Origin of the sequence: Pseudomonas sp. BE134, assembly GCF_031456105.1 — a bacterium.
GTDB lineage: Bacteria > Pseudomonadota > Gammaproteobacteria > Pseudomonadales > Pseudomonadaceae > Aquipseudomonas.
In genome coordinates this window covers 1-18,393 of record NZ_JAVDUA010000035.1, presented here as the reverse complement: position 1 = coordinate 18,393, position 18,393 = coordinate 1, and the positions used below count along the sequence as shown (strand labels likewise).

The following is an 18,393-nucleotide window of genomic DNA, read 5'->3' as shown; positions in this document are numbered from 1 at the left end:
TTCTGTCTGCAGCAAAATTACTGTGGGATCGGATCAGGTACGAACAGGTCCGGCACAGCAACCCGATGCCAGGTTCTTGAGGATCGGGCAGTCGGGGCGATGGTCGCCCTGGCAATGTTCGACCAGGTCTTGCAGGGTGTCGCGCAGTTGGCCGAGTTCGCGGATCTTCTGGTTCAGTTCGTCGATGTGCTGACGGGCCAGGGCCTTCACATCGGCGCTGGCGCGTTGGCGGTCCTGCCAGAGGGTCAGCAGCTTGCCGACCTCTTCCAGTGAAAACCCCAGGTCCCGGGAGCGCTTGATGAAAGCCAAGGTGTGCATATCGTCGTCGCCGTAAACACGGTAGCCGCTGTCGGTGCGATGGGCGGCCTTGAGCAGGCCGATGGACTCGTAGTAACGGATCATCTTCGCGCTCAGGCCGCTTTGCCGGGCTGCTTGGCCGATGTTCATCGATTGTCCTCCAAGTCCTTGGGCTTCCAGGTTTTCAACAGTAACGCATTGCTCACCACACTGACGCTCGACAACGCCATGGCCGCACCGGCCAGCACCGGGTTGAGGAAGCCGAACGCCGCCAGCGGTATGCCGATCAGGTTATAGACGAAGGCCCAGAACAGGTTCTGGCGGATCTTCGCGTACGTCTTGCGGCTGATCTCCAGCGCTGCCGGCACCAGCTGTGGATCACCGCGCATCAGGGTGATCCCGGCCGCGTGCATGGCCACGTCGGTGCCGCCACCCATGGCGATGCCGATGTCCGCCGCCGCCAAGGCCGGAGCGTCGTTGATGCCGTCGCCAACCATCGCCACCACGCCGGTTTTTTTCAGCTCGGCGACGGTGGCGGCTTTGTCGGCAGGCAGCACTTCGGCATGCACATCCGTGATGCCCAATGCCTGGGCAACGACGTTGGCGCTGCCGCGATTGTCGCCGGTCAGCAGGTGGCTGCTGATGTTCCGCGCACTGAGTTGTTGCACGGCTTGCAGGGCGCCGGGTTTAAGGGTGTCGCCAAAGGCAAAGAGGCCGAGCACTTTCGATTCCGGGCTTTGCTCGATCAGCCAGGAGAGGGTTCGGCCCTCGGTTTCCCAGGCTGTTGCCGAGCCCGCCAACGAGCCAGCGTTTAAACCACTTTCTTCCAATAGACGCCGATTACCCAATGCCAGTCGACGACCCTCAAGCGTGCCAGCGATCCCTCGGCCTGTCAGTGATTGACTGTTGCTGACATCGGCCACGGTCAATCCACGTTCGGAGCAAGCGTCCAGCACTGCCTTGGCCAACGGATGTTCGCTGCCACGTTGCAGCGCGCCGGCGTGTTGCAGCAGGGCTTCTTCATCACCGTCGATGGCCGTCAGGTGAGCAATGCGCGGTGCGCCTGACGTCAGTGTGCCTGTCTTGTCGAACACCACCGCACTGACTTCATGGGCGCGCTCCAACGCTTCGGCATCCTTGATCAGAATCCCGTAGCGTGCCGCCACGCCGGTGCCGGCCATGATGGCTGTCGGTGTCGCTAGCCCCAGCGCACACGGGCAGGCAATCACCAACACCGCGACGGCATTGATCAAGGCTGTTTCAATCGGCGCGCCGTACAGCCACCAACCGATGAACGTCGCCAATGCGATCAACAGAACGGCAGGCACGAACACTTGGCTGACTTTATCCACCAGTTTCTGAATCGGTGCCTTGGCGGCCTGGGCATCTTCGACCAGACGAATGATGCGCGCCAACACAGTTTCCGCGCCCAAGGCCTGGGTGCGAACGAGCAATCGGCCTTCACCGTTGATCGCGCCACCGGTGACCTTGTCCCCCGGTTGTTTGGGCACCGGCAGGCTTTCGCCGCTGATCAGCGCTTCGTCGGCGTGGCTCTGACCTTCGACCACTTCGCCGTCCACCGGGAAGCGTTCGCCGGGTTTGACCATGACCAGATCATTGAGACGCAAAGCGCTGATGGCGACGTCCTGCTCGCGACCATCGATCACCTGAATCGCCCGCTCCGGGCGCAAGGCTTCGAGGGCGCGAATGGCGCTGGCGGTCTGGCGTTTGGCGCGGCTTTCCAGGTACTTGCCCAACAGCACCAATGCAATCACCACCGCCGAGGCTTCGAAATACAAGTGCGGCATGCGTCCGGCGGCGGTGGCCCATTCGTAAACACTCAGGCCGTAACCGGCGCTGGTACCGAGGGCGACCAGCAAATCCATGTTCCCGGCCCCGGCGCGCACGGCTTTCCAGGCGGCCACATAAAAGCGCGCACCGAAGATGAATTGCACCGGCGTTGCCAGCGCAAATTGAACCCAGGCAGGAAGCATCCAGTGCACGCCGAACGGTTGCAGCAGCATCGGCAGGACTAGCGGCAAGGCGAGGACGATGGCCATGATCAACGCCCAGCGCTCACGGTGCAGGCGTTGTTGTTGAGTATCGGTTGGCGGGTTTTCGACTTCCCGGACGCTGGCGGAGTAGCCCGCTTTGGTCACCGCCGCGATCAGGCTTTGCGGATCGACGTGGCCAAGCAGTTCGAGGTGGGCGCGTTCGTTGGCCAGGTTGACGCTGACGTTCTTGACCCCCGGCACCTTGGACAATGCACGCTCGACCCGGCCGACACACGAGGCGCACGTCATGCCGTCGATGCTCAGTTCCAGGCTGTGCTGCGGTACGCTGTAACCAGCCTGCTCAACCGCATCCATCAACGCAGGCAAGCTGTCGCTGGGCGCCTGGACGCGGGCCTGTTCGGTGGCCAGGTTGACGCTGACGGCGGAGGCCCCGATGACTTTGCTCAAGGCTCGCTCGACACGCCCGGCGCAGCTGGCGCAAGTCATGCCGGCAATTGGCAGGTCGAATGTGGTGGATTCGGACATCGGTCGCACTCCCTGTAGTAGTTGCCTACAGGATCAACCTTGCCATGCGGGCAAGGTCAAGCGCCAGTCTGCTAATTGCCGCAGACTAAGTGAGGGAACGGCGGTGCGGCGATCCGGTTTGCCCGCGATAGCGGTGCCTCAGTCGATGTGATGTCGAATGTGCCGCCATCATCGCGGGCAAGCCCGCTCCCACAGGATTTTTGTCAGTAGTCGAGAATGGCGGGCTTGAGGTACATCCCTTCCTGCGACATCGCAATCCGGTACTTCAATACATCGCCGGCCTTGAGCACGATGTTCTGCGCGGCGGGTACCAGCATGCCCGGGTTGCATCCCGGCATCTGTCCCGGCAGCAGTTTGAGGCGCAAGGACACATTGCCCGGCGGCAGGTTGAACGAGGTGCTTTGCTCCTGGAACAGTCGTGCAGACAGTTCGTCCTGGATGTACACACCGATCTCGCAGGAGGTTGAAACTTCCAGGCGCTCGCGGGAAATGATCAGTACGCCATAGTTTTCCCCGGCCGCGTGAACCGAAGGTGTCGCGGCAAAGAGGCTGAGGAAGCCAAACAGGCTGAGAGCTGACCAGCGCATGGCTGAATCTCCTGAAGTCGAGTCATTGATGCCCGCAGCTTGGCCGAGCGCGACGCCGATTGCCAGCCCGGCAGATTGTTGAAGAACTTGACCTTGCCATGGTGGCAAGCTCGAGACTGCTCGCAACCTCAATAAAGGAGCCACACCATGCAAGTGTTCAACGTTCAGGGCATGTCTTGCGGTCACTGTGTCAAAGCCATTACCCAGGCGCTGCAAGCCAAAGATCCGGCGGCCAGTGTGCGGGTCGATCTGGCTGCCAGGGAAGTCGGGGTTGAAAGCGCGCTGACGACCGAGCAAGTGATCGCCGCGATCACTGAAGAAGGCTACGAGATCAAAGTCGCCTGACCCAGCGCAAATCCCTGCATCCATTCGGCAGAATTTTGTTAGTTAGCAAGCTATCGTTATGTTCAAGGCGTTCATGCACCGCTAGACTGTCGGCCTGACGACTCATGTCCAACTGGATGCCTGATGAATTTCCGTACCATTTTGATTCTTGGCGCCCTGAGCGCTTTCGGTCCGCTGGCGATCGATTTCTATTTGCCGGCCTTCCCGGCGATGGCGCTCGCCTTCGGCACCGATGAAAAACACGTTCAACTGACGTTGGCGGCGTATTTCCTCGGTTTGTCGATTGGTCAACTGGCCTACGGCCCGGTGGCCGATCGTTTCGGGCGGCGTATTCCGTTGCTGACCGGGGTCGGTTTATTCACCCTGGCTTCGTTGGCCTGCGCCTATGCACCGAACCTTGAATGGTTGATCGGCGCGCGTTTTGTCCAGGCGTTAGGCGGTTGTGCCGGGATGGTGATTTCCCGTGCGGTGGTCAGCGACAAATGTGATGCCGTGGGTTCGGCGAAAGTTTATTCGCAACTGATGCTGGTCATGGGGCTGGCGCCGATTCTCGCGCCGATGCTCGGTGGCGTGTTGGTCAACACCACGGGTTGGCAGTCGATCTTTCTGGTGTTGACCGGTTTCAGCGCTTTGGCGGGATTGGCCGTGGCCCTCGGGTTGCCGGAGAGCCTGCCCGCGCATGTGCCGCGTCAGCCGTTGTCGGGGGCTTTCAGGCAGTACGGTCGCCTGTTGTCAGATCGGGTATTTCTCGGCCACGCCCTGACCGGTGGTATCGCCATCGCCGGGATGTTTTCCTACATCGCCGGTTCACCGTTCGTGTTCATCAAACTCTACGGTGTACCGGCCGAGCATTTCGGCTGGCTGTTCGGCACCAACGCGGCGGGGTTCATTCTGGTGGCGCAAGTCAACGCACGATTGCTGGCCAAGCGTGGCCCGGCATTTTTGCTGGCACGTGCCGTGTGGGTCTACCTGATTGCCGGTCTGACGCTTCTTGCCGTCAGTGCGCTGCGACCCGAGCATTTGTGGCCATTGCTGATTCCGCTGTTTATATGTATTTCCAGCCTCGGCTGTATCCTCCCCAACGCGTCGGCGTGTGCCATGAACGGGCAGGGCGCCCGCGCCGGCAGTGCATCGGCGATGCTCGGCTGCCTGCAATTCACCGTCGCGGCCGGAGCCGCTGCGCTGGTCGGTGTTTTGCACGATGGCAGCGCCATGCCGATGGCGATGGTCATCAGCTTGTGCGCAGTGTTGGTGGTGAGCATGGCGATGCTCACCCGGCGTTTGCAAACTGCCCGGGCGTTGGCGCAAGCCCAGGTCTGAGGGCGGATTCAGCCAGCAGCGCGCTGCTGGTGACCGGGAATTTGATGGGGGGCGTACAGGCGTGCTTCGAGGGTTCGGGTAAAGGCCAGTGCTTCGGCTTCGCTGCGGAATGTCACGGCAAGCTGGTCCAGACGGACCTGCCATTGTGATTTAGCCACTTCTTTTATCAGGATCTTCATTGCTGATCTCTCCTCTCGTAAAAGATGCTACGTAAAGAATATGCCGCAGAGGATTCGATTGTAGACCCGAATACGATCGCTATTGTGACAGCGGTCAACTGTCAGACTGACGGTGTCGTCCATTCCTGAACGACACTGTTTCAACTTGTTTCAGAACCCTTCCAGCACAATTTTTCCCTTGGCCTTGCCACTCTCCAGCAACGCATGTGCACGGCGCAGGTTGGCCGCGTTGATGGTGCCGAAGTGCTCGCCGACCGTGGTTTTCAGTGTGCCGGCGTCGATCAGCCCGGCGATACGGTTGAGCAAACGGTGTTGCTCAATCATGTCCGCAGTTTCGAATAGCGAGCGGGTGTACATGAACTCCCAGTGCAGCGACAGGCTCTTGCGTTTGAGCTTGGTCACGTCCAGCGACTTGGGATCATCGATCAACGCCAGCTTGCCTTGCGGCGCCAGCGCCTCGACCAATTGGTCCAGGTGATGATCGGTTTCGGTCAGGCTGGCGACATGGGTCACGTAATCCACACCGGCACGCTTGAGCTCCTCGCTCAGCGGTTGGCTGTGATCGATCACCAGGTCGGCGCCCAGTTCACGTACCCAGCTCTGGGTTTGTGGACGGGAGGCGGTGCCGATGACATTGAGCCCGGTGAGCTGACTGGCCAGTTGCGTAAGGATCGAACCCACCCCACCGGCCGCGCCGACGATCAGCAGGCGTTGGCCTTCATCGGTGTTGCCTTCGTGCACTTGCAGACGTTCGAAGAGCAGTTCCCAGGCAGTAATCGCGGTCAGCGGCAGCGCGGCGGCATCGGCGAAACCGAGGGTTTTGGGCATGTGGCCAACGATCCGCTCATCCACCACATGGCGTTCGCTGTTACCCCCTGCGCGGGCGATGGAGCCCGCGTAGAAGACCTTGTCGCCGACTTTGAACAAGGTCACTTCGCTGCCGACGGCCTTGACCACACCGGCCACGTCCCAACCCAGCACCTTGGCCGCGCCTTCTTCAGGCTGGACGTTCTGGCGGACCTTGGTGTCCACCGGGTTGACCGAGATGGCTTTGACGTCCACCAACAGGTCGCGGGAACCGGCAACCGGTTCTGGCAGCTCGATGTCTTGCAGTGATTTTTCGTCGCTGATCGGCAACGAGTTGTAGTAAGCAATAGCTTTCATCTAGGGAATTCCTGAGCGAAATAAAGAAAGGAATCAGGCCACGGTACGCAGGCGCTTGAGGTCGAAGTGTTCGAGAAAATCGCCGGCCTTGGCGCGGAAATTCTGGATGTGGGCGCTGGCGTCATGCGCTTGCAGGGCTTCGTCGCTGCTCCACTGCTCGATCATGTAAAAGGCCTGCGGGTTGGCGAGGTCCTGGTGCAGATCGTATTGACCACAACCGGCCTCGGCGCGGGTCGGTTCCACCAGCGCGCGCAGGTGCTGTTCAAGAGTGTCTTGTTGGCCGGCTTTGGCGATGAGCGTGGCAATGGCGGTAAATGGCTGGGACATGGACGACTCCGGGAGTGTGAGGAATTCGATGGGGCAGATGATTGGCTATTTCGCAGCAAGATAAAACCCGCTAAAAGAGCAGTCTCTTTCAATATTTTTTTGATAATCGAGGCTGGAGATGCTGCGTTTTGATGACTTGCAGCTGTTTGTCCGGGCTGCGGATCTGGGGAGCCTGTCGGCGGCGGCGCGGGTGATGGACATGTCGGCGGCAGTGGCCAGTGCGGCGTTGAAGCGCATCGAACAGCAACTTGGCGCACGTTTGCTCGCCCGCTCCACCCGAAGCCTGCGCCTGACGGCCGAAGGCGAGGGCTTTCTGGAATATGCCCGGGCGGCCCTGAGTAATCTAGATGAGGGGCGTCGATTGCTGGCCAGTGGTCAGGATCAAGTCAGCGGGATTTTGCAGCTGTCCGCGCCGTCGGACTTTGGCCGCAACCTGTTGTTGCCGTGGCTGGACGAGTTTCAGCGTGAGCATCCGAAACTGACCGTGCGGCTATTGCTGGGCGACCGTATCGCCGACCTGTTCCGCCAACCGGTCGACATCGCCCTGCGCTATGGCGAACCGGAGGACTCAAGCCTGGTGGCGCTGCCCATCGCCCCGCAGAACCGCCGGGTCCTGTGCGCCGCGCCGGGCTATCTCGCCAGACACGGGGAGCCCCGGCAGCTGGAGCAACTGGCTCAGCACAATTGCTTATTGTTCATGCTCGGCGGCCGGGTCCACGATCACTGGAGTTTTCATGACGGCAAACGTGAAATCGGCCTGACCGTCAGCGGTGACCGTTTCAGTGACGATGCCGATGTGGTGCGGTTGTGGGCGGTTGCAGGCGCAGGGATCGCTTACAAATCCTGGCTCGATGTCGCCGCCGATGTGCTCGCCGGGCGGCTGAAAGTGCTGATGCCAGAGCTGCTCTGTGAGCGCGCACCTCTGAATTTGCTGTGCGCCCATCGCGCACAATTGAGTAAGCCTGTGAACCTGTTACGGGAAATGCTTGCCAGCCGATGTGCTCATTTAAGCAGCCAATTTCCGACGATATCGGGCATCGATCATTAGTCGCAGGTAAATAGCGAAATTTCTGTCAGCAACTATCAGCACCCACGGTTTCCCAGGGGCAGGATCCGGCGGTCAACCCGCTTATACTAGCGCCCGCCTCATGTACGCACCGTCAATCTCGCGATGGCGAGTCCGCGTTACAGTCGGCATGGCCCCCGCTCAATCACCGACCTTCGCCCTGACTGCGAAGCCTTGGCATCGGGGCGTGGAGTGCCTTGCCCGGCTTATGGCGGTTTCCGCGGCTTGGCCGACGACACATTACTGGTCAAGATGTCTCTGAGCAGCAGACGAAACGATTCAACAGGGAGTGAATACATGGAACATGCACCTTGCATCAGCCAGATCGCCACGTTGCTGGCTGACCCAAAGCGCAGCGCAATGATGTGGGCCTTGATGGACGGCACGGCGCGGCAAACCGAAGAGCTGGCATTGTTGGCCGGCCTGTCACCCTCTTCGGCCAGCGCACACCTGGGACGATTGTCCGCAGGCGGTCTGTTGAGAGTTGAAATCCGTGGGCGAAAGCGATTTTTCCGCCTGGCAGCCCCCGAAGTCGGTGCGGCCATCGAGGCATTGGCCAGTGCGACCCTGGCCAGTACACCAAGAGAGGTCCCGGATGTTTTCAAGCGCCCCAACCCTATCGCCAAACCTCAGACCGCGCCTTCGTCACTGCTGCGAGCCAGGCTGTGCGACGACCATTTGGGCGGTACTCTGGCCGCCGACCTTTACCAGCGATTGCTGGATGCAGGCTGGATCGAACAGATCGAAAAGCGGGTCATGATTACCCACAAAGGTTCCACCCAATTGGCGACACGTGGCGTGTTCATCCAGGCGCTGGCGCATCGCAACAGCCGAGTGGCCTGCGCATGTCCCGACTGGAGCGAAAGACGCCCCCACATGGGCGGTTCACTGGGCGCGGCCCTGTTGCAGCTGTTCATGCAATCGGGCTGGCTGAGCCTGCCCAATGAATCCCGCGCCTTGCAGGTCACCGCCGCGGGACAGCGTGAGATCCATCGCTTCGCGAAGGAAACCGAGTTGGAGATGGCGCTTTAGGGATGAAGCATCATCCAGCCGCTGTGGGAGCCAGGCTGCTCCCACAGGGTGTATGCGGTGTGGCTTATGGTTTGATCAATCGCGCATCCAGGCTGTTTTGCGCCAGGCGCTTGGCCTGATCCTGGGTCATGCCCAGGTCGGTGTACAGCGCATGGAAGTTCTCGGTCACATACCCGCCGAAGTACGCCGGGTCATCGGAGTTCACGGTCACTTTCACGCCACGCTCAAGCATGTCGAGGATGTTGTGTTGGGACATGTGATCGAACACGCAGAGTTTGGTGTTCGACAACGGGCACACGGTCAGCGGGATCTGCTCGTCGATGATCCGCTGCATCAAACGCTCGTCTTCGATGGCGCGCACGCCATGGTCGATGCGCTGGATTTTCAGCAGGTCGAGGGCTTCCCAGATGTATTCCGGCGGGCCTTCTTCGCCAGCGTGGGCAACGGTCAGGAAGCCTTCGTGACGTGCACGGTCAAACACGCGCTGGAACTTGCTTGGCGGGTGTCCCATTTCCGAACTGTCCAGGCCCACGGCTACAAACGCATCGCGGAACGGTAGCGCCTGATCGAGGGTTTTCTGTGCTTCTTCTTCGCTCAAGTGGCGCAGGAAGCTCAGGATCAAACCGCTGGTAATGCCCAGTTGTTGCTCGCCGTCCTTCAAGGCGGCAGCGATGCCATTGAGCACCACTTCGAACGGTATGCCACGGTCAGTGTGGGTTTGCGGGTCGAAGAACGGTTCAGTGTGAATGACGTTCTGCGCCTTGCAACGCAACAGGTACGCCCAGGTCAGGTCGTAGAAGTCCTGCGAAGTGCGCAGCACGTCGGCGCCCTGGTAATACAGGTCGAGAAACTCTTGCAGGTTGTTGAAGGCGTACGCTTTGCGCAGGGTTTCGACGTCGCTCCACGGCAGGGCGATCTGGTTGCGTTCAGCCAGGGCGAACAGCAACTCAGGCTCCAGCGAGCCTTCGAGGTGCAAATGCAATTCTGCCTTGGGCAGGGCGTTCAGCCAGTCGTACATAGTCTTTTCTCATCAGGTGCAAATGGGGAGCATTCTGCAGATTCCTGTGGAAACATTTTGCAATAACTGACAGATGGTTGATCACACCCCTTCCTGTTCCCGTCGATAGGCGTAGGTATCGGCGAAGCGCGAAAGCAAAAATTCGGCGCAGGTGGTGGACGGGTATTTCGCCGGGTGCATTTGATCCTGACAACCGGGCAAGCATTCGATGCGTGTGTCGGGGTGCGGCTCGGCAAAGAACGGCATCGAATAACGGTCGACGCCCAGGGGGCTGATCACCCGGTGCGGTGTCGACAGGTACCGGTCGTTGCTCCAGCGCGCCATCATGTCGCCGAGGTTGACCACGAAGGTGCCTTCAATCGGTGGCGCGTCGATCCATTCGCCTTTGACGTTTCGTACTTGCAGGCCGCCGGCGGCGTCTTGATACAGCAGGGTGATGCAGCCGTAATCGGTATGGGCGCCGGCGCCTTGTTGCTCAGCGGAACTGGCGGTGTGGCGCGGCGGGTAATGGATCATCCGCAGGACGCTGACCGGTTCGTTGAAACGGCTGTCGAAAAAATCCCGCTCGATGCCCAGTGCCAGCGTCATTGCCCGCAACAGCGTTTGGGCGAGCGCCTGCATGTCGGCGTAGTGCTGTTCCATCAGCGCCTCCCAGCCGGGTAGCGACGGATGACGGTTCGGGCCGCGCAAGGGTTTTTCCATCAGCACGTCGGGATGATCGGCCGGCAGGTGCAGGCCCATGTCGAAGGTTTCCTTCAGATCGCTGGGTTTGCTCGGGTCGAGTTGTTCGGTGGCGATGGCGCCGTAGCCACGATGGTGGCGGGTTTGGGTGATGTCGATCCTGAGCTTTTCGGCGGTGGGTTGGGCGAAAAAGCGTTGGGCGTGGTCGAGCAGGGCGGCGATGCGTGCTGCGGAAACCGGGTGACCCTTGATGTAGAAAAAGCCCCATTCGCGGCAGGCGTGATCGATTTGGCGGGCGATGGAATGCCAGGCGGTTTGGTCATCGCTGTAGAGCGGGGCGATGTCGATGATCGGGAGTTGGTTCATTTCGTAGACTCTATATTGATCGTTCCCACGCTCTGCGTGGGAATGCCTCAATGGACGCTCTGCATCCGCTCTTGGGACGCGGAGCGTCCCGGGCTGCATTCCCACGCAGAGCATGGGAACGATCATGGAAGGTAGGTTACTTCGGAATATCGGCTTTCATGCCTTCAACGTAGTAGTTCATCGACGCCAGGTCTGCATTGCTTGCCATCGCGCCTGTCGCAAATTTCTCGACCCCCGCCTGATCCTTGATCGGTCCGGTGAAGGGGTGGAACGCGCCGCTCTTGATGTCCGCAATGATCTGCTCGGCTTCGGCTTTCACCGGCGCTGGCACCAGATCACTGATCGGCAGTTCAACCGTGCCTTCTTTCAAACCGCCCCAGTAATCCTGTGACTTCCAGGAGTGATCAAGTTCGCTTTGGGTCGCTTGAATGTAGTGCGGGCCCCAGTCGTTGACGATAGAAGTCAATACCGCTTTCGGCCCGAAGTGCGCCATGTCCGACGCGTAGCCGACGGCAAACACGCCGCGACGTTCAGCCGCCTGGATCGGCGCCGGGCTGTCGGTGTGCTGGAACACCACGTCCACGCCCTGGTCGATCAGCGCGTTGGCGGCGTCAGCTTCCTTGCCCGGATCGAACCAGGAGTTGACCCACACCACCTTGATCTCGGTGCCGGGGTTGTACTTGTTCAGGGCCAGTTGAATGGCGTTGATGTCGCGGATCACTTCCGGGATCGGGAAGGAGGCGACGTAGCCGATCTTTTTGGTCTTGGTCATCTTCGCCGCGAGGAAGCCGCCGACGTAGCGACCCTCATAGGTGCGCGCCAGATAGGTGCCGAGGTTTTTGTCCTGCTTGTAGCCGGTGGCGTGTTCGAAGGTCACCTTGGGAAATTGCTTCGCCACTTTCAGGGTCGGGTTCATGTAGCCGAAGGAGGTGGTGAAGATCAGGTCGTAGTTGTCCTTGGCCATGTTGCGGATCACCCGCTCGGCGTCGGCGCCTTCGGCGACGTTCTCCACATAGTTGGTGATGATCTGGTCGCCGAATTTTTCGGCCAACGCCTTGCGCCCCTGTTCATGCTGATACGTCCAGCCGTGGTCACCGATCGGACCGATGTAGACGAAGCCGACTTTCAGCGGGTCGGCGGCGCTGGCGGTCAGACTGGCGCTCAGGCCGATGGCTGCGGCGACGGCAATCAGCAGCTTCTTCAACGGACGTGTATGCATGAATTCCAACTCCATTTTGTTTTGAGGTTGGAAAGGCCAATGCAAATTGCTGACCAACAAGACAACAAACAGCTTGGGACCGTGTCACGGCCATCGCGAGCAGGCTCGCTCCCACAGGGGACCGCATTCCAATGTGGGAGCGAGCCTGCTCGCGGTGAGGCCAGTGCGGCCAATAAAAGTGCATGGCGTCGCACTGCTGCCATCCACTGGTGCGCTAAGGTGTAACGAAACGTTAGCGCCGCACCGCAGTCTGTAGCTCATCGCACTGATTTCGCTCCACTGCGCAAAAAGGCCCGCAATGCTCTCACTCCTCAAGCAAGAAACATTTCTGCTGTTGGCCGTGCTCGCCGCCGTCGTCGCGTACCCGCTGGAGCACTGGATGCTCCACAGCGGCCAACCGGTCGCGCTGGCTGTCGGCCTGGTGTTGATTGCGTTCATCGTCGCCGCCTCCATGCGCGTCGCCCATCACGCCGAGTTGCTGGCGGAAAAAGTCGGCGATCCTTACGGCACGATGATCCTGACGTTGGCGGCGGTGCTGGTGGAAGTGGTGATCCTGGCGATCATGATGAGCAACGAAGCCTCGTCTACCCTTGTGCGCGACACGATTTACTCGGCGGTGATTTTGTAGACAGTCCCCATTCTGGTATCAAAAAAGAAAGCTCATCTGATGTGGGCAGAATGAATGCTTGGCGCCCATATCTCTAGATACCCCAATGAATCCTGGGTTTGAATCGCTGGTTGCTCTTGAAGGTGTTGCCGAAAACTGGTGAAACGTCGTTTTTCGTTCTGGCGAGAGAAGGTGTCAAAAGGCAGTGTCAAAACCCTCGGACGTCACTCGCTAATACTGCGCATTTCTGAATGCCACCCGCATTAACCGCGAGGCGACTTCTCAAGCGGTAACGGCTTTTTCGAACCTTGGAGGCGTCAATGGGGCTCACCGCCTACCTTGTAAGCTGTGATCCGGAAAGCGATGTAATTCCCATCCGTGCGAAGTCTTGATCGAACGGCATTCGCCACGGGAGGTCTAGTACGAAACGCTGTGAAACTACCGGGCGCTATAGAAGTTCAAGTCAGCTCGTGATCGGAATGAACCCGATCAGCTCTGTTTGGTCGGTTGGGTGATCCCGAATTCGATCTATCTGCTTGTTGATCGTCCGCTCAACTCAAGGATTTCAAATGGCTGGAAGTAGCCTGTTCGCACTTCTTGACGACATCGCCACGCTGCTCGATGACATCTCCCTCATGAGTAAGGTCGCTGCGAAAAAATCAGCGAGCGTCCTCAGCGATGACCTAGCTGTGAATGCTGAACAGGTTATTGGGATGAAAGCTGATCGTGAGCTTCCCGTTGTATGGGCTGTTTTCAAAGGGTCAATGAGAAACAAAGCCATACTTGTCCCTTGTGCTCTGATTCTGAATGCTGTGCTGCCAGGAGCTGTTCACTGGTTGCTTATGGCCGGTGGCGCATACCTTTGCTACGAAGGATTCGAGGCGATAAAGGAAAAGCTGACTCGTAATCGTAGCAATGGGATCGATACGCAAAAGCCTAAGAAGCCCAAAAGCCCAGAAGAGATGGCTGCGTTTGAAAAACGAAAGGTCAGTGGAGCGATTCGTACTGATTTTATTCTCAGCGCTGAAATCATTGTCATAACCCTGAACATCGTCGCTGAGGCATCTCTGCTGCAGCAGATCCTGACATTGGTGATCATCGCTATCGTGATGACTATCGGTGTATATGGTTTGGTCGCGGGTATTGTCCGGATGGATGACGCAGGCCTTGTTCTTGAAAAAACGCGCGCGCAAGGAACATGGGGGACATTCGTCAGAACGCTGGGGGGAATACTTCTCTCTGCTGCGCCTATATTGATGAAATCTCTGTCCTGGATCGGCACCATTGCGATGTTTTTGGTAGGAGGTACTTTCGTTACGGACGGCATCGAGCCTCTCACGCACTTTGTAGATGGAGTCGTAGAGGGTGCGAGAAATTGGGAGCTAGCTGTGACCCTGGGATTTCACTGTGTAATTGGCGCTTTGGTCGGCATGGCGGTTGTTGCGTTGGTTAAAATCATCTCGAACATTTCCAACAAAGCAGCACGCTAGCACATGCACTGACCATTGCATGACTTCCAATATATGGGGCTTTCAGATACCACCCCCTTTCTCCTGCAAATGCGTTACGTAGTTTGCTGCCAGTAGCGAAACACCGTCGATCTTGCCAGCCCAAGTCGCTGCGCTACTTCTGCCTGACTCAATCCTGAAGCCCTAAGCTCTCTGACAGCATCAGCATTCTTGGTATTCCCAGGTTTCCCCGGAGACCTCTTCTTCAGTTCTTTGCCCACAAACTGACTTCTGAAAAGCTCCTCACCTCCCTCAGCTCTGAATGAGTCAAGTTCAGCACGTGCTCGCTTTAGGGTGATGTCAGTGGGTTCATCATTCTGGATGGCGACACAGAGGGCCATCAGAGCAACAGGATCGAACTGAAGTGCTTCTGCGAGTTCGGTCAATTTCGCAAGCGTGATGTTGCTCTTTCCTTGCTCCAGCTTTCCGATGTTTGCTTTTGCACTGACATCAGCCAAGTCACCGTAGTCAAGGCCTCGGATTTTCCTGATTGCCCTGATCGCTCCGGCAATCTCATTTTTGAGCGACATGATCTGCCCTAAAAGCGAGGATAGAGCCATAACGCTGGTGTTCCGATAAACCATGTTTGGTGGTAGTATCGGAAAAACAGGGTGACACCTCCTCAAAGCAGTGCCGCACAGTCATAGGTTTGGAGTCTTTTAGGTAGATAGCAGGCTGCCTCAGCCACCTGAGCACCGAACATATCACATGTATTGTCAGGCGCTTTTTGATTGGGGTTTGTAGCAAGCCCACCACAAAACGAGGATCCCTCCAGCATTGAGGTGGCCTCGATTTGGATCGGCAGAAAGCCAAATCTTGGAAAGGTTGTCAGTGAGTCAACACGAGATTACTCACTGCGCGGGATAGGAAGGAAATCGCGAAATGTTTATTACTCATGAGTCTTACATAGACAGTGAGCCAGACTCTCTTGGCCCTGACCGTATTGCTTGGAGAATGGTGCAGTTTGAATCTGTGGATCCTTTTTATTACGTGACCGTCCGCTTCTATGAAGGGAGCAAGCACCGCACCAAGAAGGTGATGCCCGCGAACGTGTCCATGCTGTCCGATGTGCTCGCGGCGCAAGATTCAACATTCTCAGTGGAGGAGGTTCAGGTCGTGACCTCACCTCGACTGAACGGAAGCAATTCAGTACGTATGGAAAAGCTAATTAGCCTGTTCGTCGGATACGACCAAAACGGTAAGCGCGTCTTGTTGCTTCACAAAGTTGCAAGCGGAGCTGTTTACAGCCGTGCTGCAGATATTCTCGACGCTCGTTCAGTCATCAACACTCGCATGATCTATGAGGATACGAAGACTGCTCATTCACCAGCTCAGGAATGCGCGGAGCACTGAACAAAACGGCGACCTCTATGAAACTCCAAATCTTTTCGGATCTGCACAATGAGTTCTCTCGTTTCGATCCCGCCCCAAGCGATGCGGACGTGGTCATCCTCGCGGGTGACATCGATTTGAAGTCGAGGGGAATGAAATGGGCGAACGAAACGTTCCAGTGTCCGGTGATCTACGTCTGCGGAAATCACGAGTACTACGGTGGCCATATCGATCACACGTTGCGCAAGATGCAGGAGGCGGCATTACCGCATGTGCATGTGCTGGAAAATGAGGCTCTGATTTTGGATCAGACACGTTTTCTGGTTACTACAGGGTGGACGGATTACACCTCGACTGAAGATGTCGAAGCAGCGACCCGCACCGCGCGGGAGTGGATGACGGATTTCCGCGTGATCAGAGCTGACATGAATTATCGCCGCTTGCGTCCTGCTGATCTGATTGCCAGATCGAGGATGGCTTATAGCTGGCTAACTCAAGAATTGGAAAAGCCCTTTGACGGTAAAACAGTGGTGATCACCCATCATGCGCCAACACCGGACTATCTTTCTGAAGACGTTGAGGGCCACTTGGCGGCGTCCTATGCGAACGACTGGTCGGATCTGTTGGAGAAGGCACATCTTTGGGTGTATGGCCACACTCATGTGGCTGCAAGCTTCACCAAAAATGGATGCCGCGTGGTTTCAAATCCACGCGGCTATCCAGGGCAGCGCACCGGCTTCGATCCCCATTTAATTATCGAGGTTTGAATCTGGCGATTTTCCACCACTCCATAATTTTGAGGATCGCAGATGGTGACGTTAGAAGAAATCTCCCAGCTCCTCTACGGAGTTGGGGAGGGATCGGCCGGCTGGCAGGGCTCTCAGGAGGACTTGATTTCCCTGGCAGCGAAAATTTTTCCTGGCAAGGCGTTTTGTGTTGTGCGGCAGTGGATCTTGATTGACCTCACTGTGACACCTGAGGAAATGGAAAAGCTTACGAACCTCGGTCTGCTTCCCATGACGCTATTCGCTCACGAGATAGTCATGGACAGCAGGGGGCGTTTTCAACCCAAGATGTGGGTGCGAAGCAATTTCGGAGTTTCTTTCATTTACGGCTGCATGTTTGAAACCAAAAATACGGTCTACCTGCTTTGGGGTTCGGGTCAGAGAAAAGAGGCCACGGTGGGGGCAGCTTTTTCAATGTCGGCCTGACGCGTGAAACGCGCCAGCAATTCATTTGGATTCGTTTTGGAGCCTTTTTGAGATGTCTGAAATCATCGAGCTCGAATTTCATAGCAAAGAGTTGACCGACTTTCAGTTGTGCCGCCTTGGGCGAGCGAGCATCCGAAAATATTCGGTACCGGTCACTGCATTCATCAGCGATGCCTTCATCGCAAATGACGCATGCCATGGCGTGTCCTTCGATCATGTTGAGCAAGGGGACGCTTTTCGCCCAGCAGATGGCGGTCTACTGCGGACAGGGAAAATTCAGAAAGCATGGAAAGAGGGACGTTTCTGGCTTCTTGAAACTCGAAGTGGCAACTACGTCCTCGGAAGTTTCCTGCGAGGTGTCGGACGGAAAAGTTTTCGTGAGTTTCTTCAGACAGGTGAGCGTTACTGAGGTGTAAATTCAGCAACGCACCAGCGTGGCGATTGTCATGCCCACACTAAATCACCTGTGACCACCTGGATTTTGAAGGCGCTGGCGCGCAGGGGCGATTTCATCGATGGTGCACGCCTATCCAAAGTGTCCTGGGACAACACTTGAGTACTCATTTGCGAGCGGTTTTTTCACCCAGGAGCACGATATGGGACATCTCAGCTTGGAGGACATTTACCCTGATGAAGTGAGGGAATACGGTCACATGCGTGTGGGTATGACTGACCTCTACGTGAAGGAAAATCATGTCATACATGGCGCTACTACGCTCGGGGAATGCCGCGATTTGACTCGCCGCTTGTTGCGCGATGAAACAGTGCAAATGGTCATTAGCGCCAAGCTCGCCACATTGCCCGATGACTACGATCCGTGGATCTGGCAGATCAAACGAAATCGCGCCTTGCATGCCAAGTACGGGGACAAGTTCGATCCTTGGGGAGACGACTGACAGTCCATTTTCAAAGTCGTTTTTGGGGAATCCCAACACTTGCTGAAGCTTCAAAAGCTTCGTACAAAGTCGCTGAAGATGCCGTGGGCCTCCACGAATTCGTTGTAGGCTTTAACGGCCTCGCGGTTCGCTGTCAGCCATTGCTCGAACTGCTTCCGCCTCAGTGCCTCGGCCAGAGCCAGCTCCAATTGAATTTCCTCCTCACTCTGCATGGTGTTGTCTCTTCAGACGCGATAAGCAAGCTTACACTTTAGCGAGCATCCTATTTTATACGGCCAATAACACCGTTTCTGATTGCAATATTTCAGCCTGCACGGCTAGCCGCTTACTCGACCTCAAGATTCAGAGAGTGTCATGAGCGCGTAAGCAGAACGCCACAGAGAGATTAAATGGGTGTAATTGGGTGTGTAATTGGGTGTGGAGGCGCTAACTCTCGATTTAGGTCGACCTTCCACCGGCTGGGAGGTGCAGAGCCTGGTCAATTTCGATTCATGCATCTGGCTGACGTGCTCAATAAAATTTTTGGAGCCTGTTAAAGATTCGTAGGACTCGAGCCGAATGGAGATTTAGTAAACCAATTCTTTGAGAGTGCTATGAGCGTCAATGAACGAGCCCCATGAAAGACAGGACACCGTTTCCCCCTTACGATAAGGGATAGGCAAACGGTTATGTTTATGACTAACAGCAACGATAAGAGT

At 57.3% G+C, this 18,393-nt stretch carries 21 protein-coding genes and 1 pseudogene; 11 read left to right on the top strand and 11 right to left on the bottom strand.

Annotated elements, in window-relative coordinates; translation table 11 throughout:
* Window positions 1–33: 33 nt before the first annotated feature.
* The 3 genes from cueR to J2Y56_RS24515 form a co-directional block, all read right to left on the bottom strand.
* On the bottom strand, window positions 34–447 hold the full coding sequence (gene cueR, locus J2Y56_RS24525) for a Cu(I)-responsive transcriptional regulator (RefSeq protein WP_007947676.1): 414 nt from the start codon (window positions 445–447) through the stop codon (window positions 34–36).
* The gene (locus J2Y56_RS24520; protein ID WP_007947677.1) at window positions 444–2,837 is read right to left on the bottom strand and encodes a heavy metal translocating P-type ATPase; all 2,394 of its coding nucleotides are present in this window, start codon (window positions 2,835–2,837) and stop codon (window positions 444–446) included. Before J2Y56_RS24520 ends, cueR begins: the two co-directional genes overlap by 4 nt.
* 203 nt (window positions 2,838–3,040) lie before the next feature.
* Entirely contained in the window at window positions 3,041–3,424 is a 384-nt protein-coding gene (locus tag J2Y56_RS24515; RefSeq protein ID WP_007947678.1) for a hypothetical protein, read from the bottom strand.
* 147 nt (window positions 3,425–3,571) lie between these two features.
* Between J2Y56_RS24515 and J2Y56_RS24510 the strand changes: the two genes are divergently transcribed.
* Window positions 3,572–3,769, top strand: coding sequence for a cation transporter (locus tag J2Y56_RS24510; protein WP_007947679.1), 198 nt, complete (start codon window positions 3,572–3,574; stop codon window positions 3,767–3,769).
* A 123-nt stretch (window positions 3,770–3,892) separates the two neighbouring features.
* On the top strand, window positions 3,893–5,089 hold the full coding sequence (locus tag J2Y56_RS24505; RefSeq protein WP_007947680.1) for a multidrug effflux MFS transporter: 1,197 nt from the start codon (window positions 3,893–3,895) through the stop codon (window positions 5,087–5,089).
* Between the two features lie 8 nt (window positions 5,090–5,097).
* Here the strand turns inward: J2Y56_RS24505 and J2Y56_RS24500 are convergent, their stop codons facing one another.
* From J2Y56_RS24500 to J2Y56_RS24490, 3 genes are all read right to left on the bottom strand, one after another.
* Window positions 5,098–5,268, bottom strand: a complete 171-nt coding sequence (locus tag J2Y56_RS24500) for a hypothetical protein (protein ID WP_007947681.1) — start codon at window positions 5,266–5,268, stop codon at window positions 5,098–5,100.
* 150 nt (window positions 5,269–5,418) lie between these two features.
* Window positions 5,419–6,432, bottom strand: a complete 1,014-nt coding sequence (locus J2Y56_RS24495; RefSeq protein ID WP_310336701.1) for a zinc-binding alcohol dehydrogenase family protein — start codon at window positions 6,430–6,432, stop codon at window positions 5,419–5,421.
* Window positions 6,433–6,465: 33 nt separating this feature from the next.
* Window positions 6,466–6,759 (bottom strand): putative quinol monooxygenase, encoded by a 294-nt coding sequence (locus J2Y56_RS24490; RefSeq protein WP_007945919.1) that lies wholly within the window; start codon window positions 6,757–6,759, stop codon window positions 6,466–6,468.
* A 118-nt stretch (window positions 6,760–6,877) separates the two neighbouring features.
* On the opposite strand from J2Y56_RS24490, the gene J2Y56_RS24485 reads away from it, so the two are divergent.
* Window positions 6,878–7,807 carry a LysR family transcriptional regulator gene (locus tag J2Y56_RS24485; RefSeq protein ID WP_310353226.1) on the top strand — a complete coding sequence of 310 codons (930 nt, stop codon included), beginning with the start codon at window positions 6,878–6,880 and terminating at the stop codon, window positions 7,805–7,807.
* A gap of 315 nt (window positions 7,808–8,122) precedes the next feature.
* Window positions 8,123–8,857 carry a helix-turn-helix transcriptional regulator gene (locus tag J2Y56_RS24480; protein ID WP_007945917.1) on the top strand — a complete coding sequence of 245 codons (735 nt, stop codon included), beginning with the start codon at window positions 8,123–8,125 and terminating at the stop codon, window positions 8,855–8,857.
* 64 nt (window positions 8,858–8,921) lie between these two features.
* Here the strand turns inward: J2Y56_RS24480 and J2Y56_RS24475 are convergent, their stop codons facing one another.
* The 3 genes from J2Y56_RS24475 to J2Y56_RS24465 all read right to left on the bottom strand — a co-directional run bounded on the left by J2Y56_RS24475 (window position 8,922) and on the right by J2Y56_RS24465 (window position 12,141).
* On the bottom strand, window positions 8,922–9,875 hold the full coding sequence (locus J2Y56_RS24475; protein WP_310353224.1) for an adenosine deaminase: 954 nt from the start codon (window positions 9,873–9,875) through the stop codon (window positions 8,922–8,924).
* A gap of 81 nt (window positions 9,876–9,956) precedes the next feature.
* Entirely contained in the window at window positions 9,957–10,922 is a 966-nt protein-coding gene (locus J2Y56_RS24470) for a 2-oxoglutarate and iron-dependent oxygenase domain-containing protein (protein ID WP_310353222.1), read from the bottom strand.
* 136 nt (window positions 10,923–11,058) lie between these two features.
* Window positions 11,059–12,141, bottom strand: a complete 1,083-nt coding sequence (locus J2Y56_RS24465; protein ID WP_310353221.1) for a BMP family ABC transporter substrate-binding protein — start codon at window positions 12,139–12,141, stop codon at window positions 11,059–11,061.
* A 298-nt stretch (window positions 12,142–12,439) separates the two neighbouring features.
* On the opposite strand from J2Y56_RS24465, the pseudogene J2Y56_RS24460 reads away from it, so the two are divergent.
* Both J2Y56_RS24460 and J2Y56_RS24455 read left to right on the top strand, forming a co-directional pair.
* Window positions 12,440–12,766 (top strand): annotated as a pseudogene (locus J2Y56_RS24460) (calcium:proton antiporter); the annotation flags it as partial.
* A 551-nt stretch (window positions 12,767–13,317) separates the two neighbouring features.
* Complete coding sequence (locus J2Y56_RS24455) at window positions 13,318–14,238, top strand: DUF808 domain-containing protein (protein WP_310353219.1); 921 nt, start codon at window positions 13,318–13,320, stop codon at window positions 14,236–14,238.
* A gap of 74 nt (window positions 14,239–14,312) precedes the next feature.
* On the opposite strand, the gene J2Y56_RS24450 is transcribed toward J2Y56_RS24455, so the two are convergent.
* Window positions 14,313–14,816 (bottom strand): helix-turn-helix domain-containing protein, encoded by a 504-nt coding sequence (locus J2Y56_RS24450; protein WP_310353216.1) that lies wholly within the window; start codon window positions 14,814–14,816, stop codon window positions 14,313–14,315.
* 322 nt (window positions 14,817–15,138) lie between these two features.
* On the opposite strand from J2Y56_RS24450, the gene J2Y56_RS24445 reads away from it, so the two are divergent.
* The 5 genes from J2Y56_RS24445 (at window position 15,139) to J2Y56_RS24425 (ending at window position 17,695) form a co-directional block, all read left to right on the top strand.
* On the top strand, window positions 15,139–15,609 hold the full coding sequence (locus J2Y56_RS24445; protein WP_301157951.1) for a hypothetical protein: 471 nt from the start codon (window positions 15,139–15,141) through the stop codon (window positions 15,607–15,609).
* A gap of 17 nt (window positions 15,610–15,626) precedes the next feature.
* Window positions 15,627–16,355 (top strand): metallophosphoesterase family protein, encoded by a 729-nt coding sequence (locus J2Y56_RS24440; protein WP_310353211.1) that lies wholly within the window; start codon window positions 15,627–15,629, stop codon window positions 16,353–16,355.
* A 42-nt stretch (window positions 16,356–16,397) separates the two neighbouring features.
* A complete protein-coding gene (locus tag J2Y56_RS24435) occupies window positions 16,398–16,799 on the top strand; it encodes a DUF6957 family protein (RefSeq protein ID WP_310353209.1) in 402 nt (133 codons plus the stop codon).
* Between the two features lie 52 nt (window positions 16,800–16,851).
* Window positions 16,852–17,208 (top strand): hypothetical protein, encoded by a 357-nt coding sequence (locus J2Y56_RS24430; protein ID WP_310353206.1) that lies wholly within the window; start codon window positions 16,852–16,854, stop codon window positions 17,206–17,208.
* A 187-nt stretch (window positions 17,209–17,395) separates the two neighbouring features.
* A complete protein-coding gene (locus tag J2Y56_RS24425) occupies window positions 17,396–17,695 on the top strand; it encodes a hypothetical protein (protein ID WP_310353203.1) in 300 nt (99 codons plus the stop codon).
* Between the two features lie 50 nt (window positions 17,696–17,745).
* Here the strand turns inward: J2Y56_RS24425 and J2Y56_RS24420 are convergent, their stop codons facing one another.
* Window positions 17,746–17,907, bottom strand: a complete 162-nt coding sequence (locus J2Y56_RS24420; protein WP_310353202.1) for a type II toxin-antitoxin system CcdA family antitoxin — start codon at window positions 17,905–17,907, stop codon at window positions 17,746–17,748.
* Window positions 17,908–18,393: the final 486 nt, after the last annotated feature.

What these genes read in the sequence shown, in the direction of transcription:
- cueR (WP_007947676.1), bottom strand. Translation starts at nt 447, where the DNA reads ATGAACATCGGCCAAGCAGCCCGGCAAAGCGGCCTGAGCGCGAAGATG.
- J2Y56_RS24520 (WP_007947677.1), bottom strand. Translation starts at nt 2,837, where the DNA reads ATGTCCGAATCCACCACATTCGACCTGCCAATTGCCGGCATGACTTGC.
- J2Y56_RS24515 (WP_007947678.1), bottom strand. Translation starts at nt 3,424, where the DNA reads ATGCGCTGGTCAGCTCTCAGCCTGTTTGGCTTCCTCAGCCTCTTTGCC.
- J2Y56_RS24510 (WP_007947679.1), top strand. Translation starts at nt 3,572, where the DNA reads ATGCAAGTGTTCAACGTTCAGGGCATGTCTTGCGGTCACTGTGTCAAA.
- J2Y56_RS24505 (WP_007947680.1), top strand. Translation starts at nt 3,893, where the DNA reads ATGAATTTCCGTACCATTTTGATTCTTGGCGCCCTGAGCGCTTTCGGT.
- J2Y56_RS24500 (WP_007947681.1), bottom strand. Translation starts at nt 5,268, where the DNA reads ATGAAGATCCTGATAAAAGAAGTGGCTAAATCACAATGGCAGGTCCGT.
- J2Y56_RS24495 (WP_310336701.1), bottom strand. Translation starts at nt 6,432, where the DNA reads ATGAAAGCTATTGCTTACTACAACTCGTTGCCGATCAGCGACGAAAAA.
- J2Y56_RS24490 (WP_007945919.1), bottom strand. Translation starts at nt 6,759, where the DNA reads ATGTCCCAGCCATTTACCGCCATTGCCACGCTCATCGCCAAAGCCGGC.
- J2Y56_RS24485 (WP_310353226.1), top strand. Translation starts at nt 6,878, where the DNA reads ATGCTGCGTTTTGATGACTTGCAGCTGTTTGTCCGGGCTGCGGATCTG.
- J2Y56_RS24480 (WP_007945917.1), top strand. Translation starts at nt 8,123, where the DNA reads ATGGAACATGCACCTTGCATCAGCCAGATCGCCACGTTGCTGGCTGAC.
- J2Y56_RS24475 (WP_310353224.1), bottom strand. Translation starts at nt 9,875, where the DNA reads ATGTACGACTGGCTGAACGCCCTGCCCAAGGCAGAATTGCATTTGCAC.
- J2Y56_RS24470 (WP_310353222.1), bottom strand. Translation starts at nt 10,922, where the DNA reads ATGAACCAACTCCCGATCATCGACATCGCCCCGCTCTACAGCGATGAC.
- J2Y56_RS24465 (WP_310353221.1), bottom strand. Translation starts at nt 12,141, where the DNA reads ATGCATACACGTCCGTTGAAGAAGCTGCTGATTGCCGTCGCCGCAGCC.
- J2Y56_RS24455 (WP_310353219.1), top strand. Translation starts at nt 13,318, where the DNA reads ATGGCTGGAAGTAGCCTGTTCGCACTTCTTGACGACATCGCCACGCTG.
- J2Y56_RS24450 (WP_310353216.1), bottom strand. Translation starts at nt 14,816, where the DNA reads ATGGCTCTATCCTCGCTTTTAGGGCAGATCATGTCGCTCAAAAATGAG.
- J2Y56_RS24445 (WP_301157951.1), top strand. Translation starts at nt 15,139, where the DNA reads ATGTTTATTACTCATGAGTCTTACATAGACAGTGAGCCAGACTCTCTT.
- J2Y56_RS24440 (WP_310353211.1), top strand. Translation starts at nt 15,627, where the DNA reads ATGAAACTCCAAATCTTTTCGGATCTGCACAATGAGTTCTCTCGTTTC.
- J2Y56_RS24435 (WP_310353209.1), top strand. Translation starts at nt 16,398, where the DNA reads ATGGTGACGTTAGAAGAAATCTCCCAGCTCCTCTACGGAGTTGGGGAG.
- J2Y56_RS24430 (WP_310353206.1), top strand. Translation starts at nt 16,852, where the DNA reads ATGTCTGAAATCATCGAGCTCGAATTTCATAGCAAAGAGTTGACCGAC.
- J2Y56_RS24425 (WP_310353203.1), top strand. Translation starts at nt 17,396, where the DNA reads ATGGGACATCTCAGCTTGGAGGACATTTACCCTGATGAAGTGAGGGAA.
- J2Y56_RS24420 (WP_310353202.1), bottom strand. Translation starts at nt 17,907, where the DNA reads ATGCAGAGTGAGGAGGAAATTCAATTGGAGCTGGCTCTGGCCGAGGCA.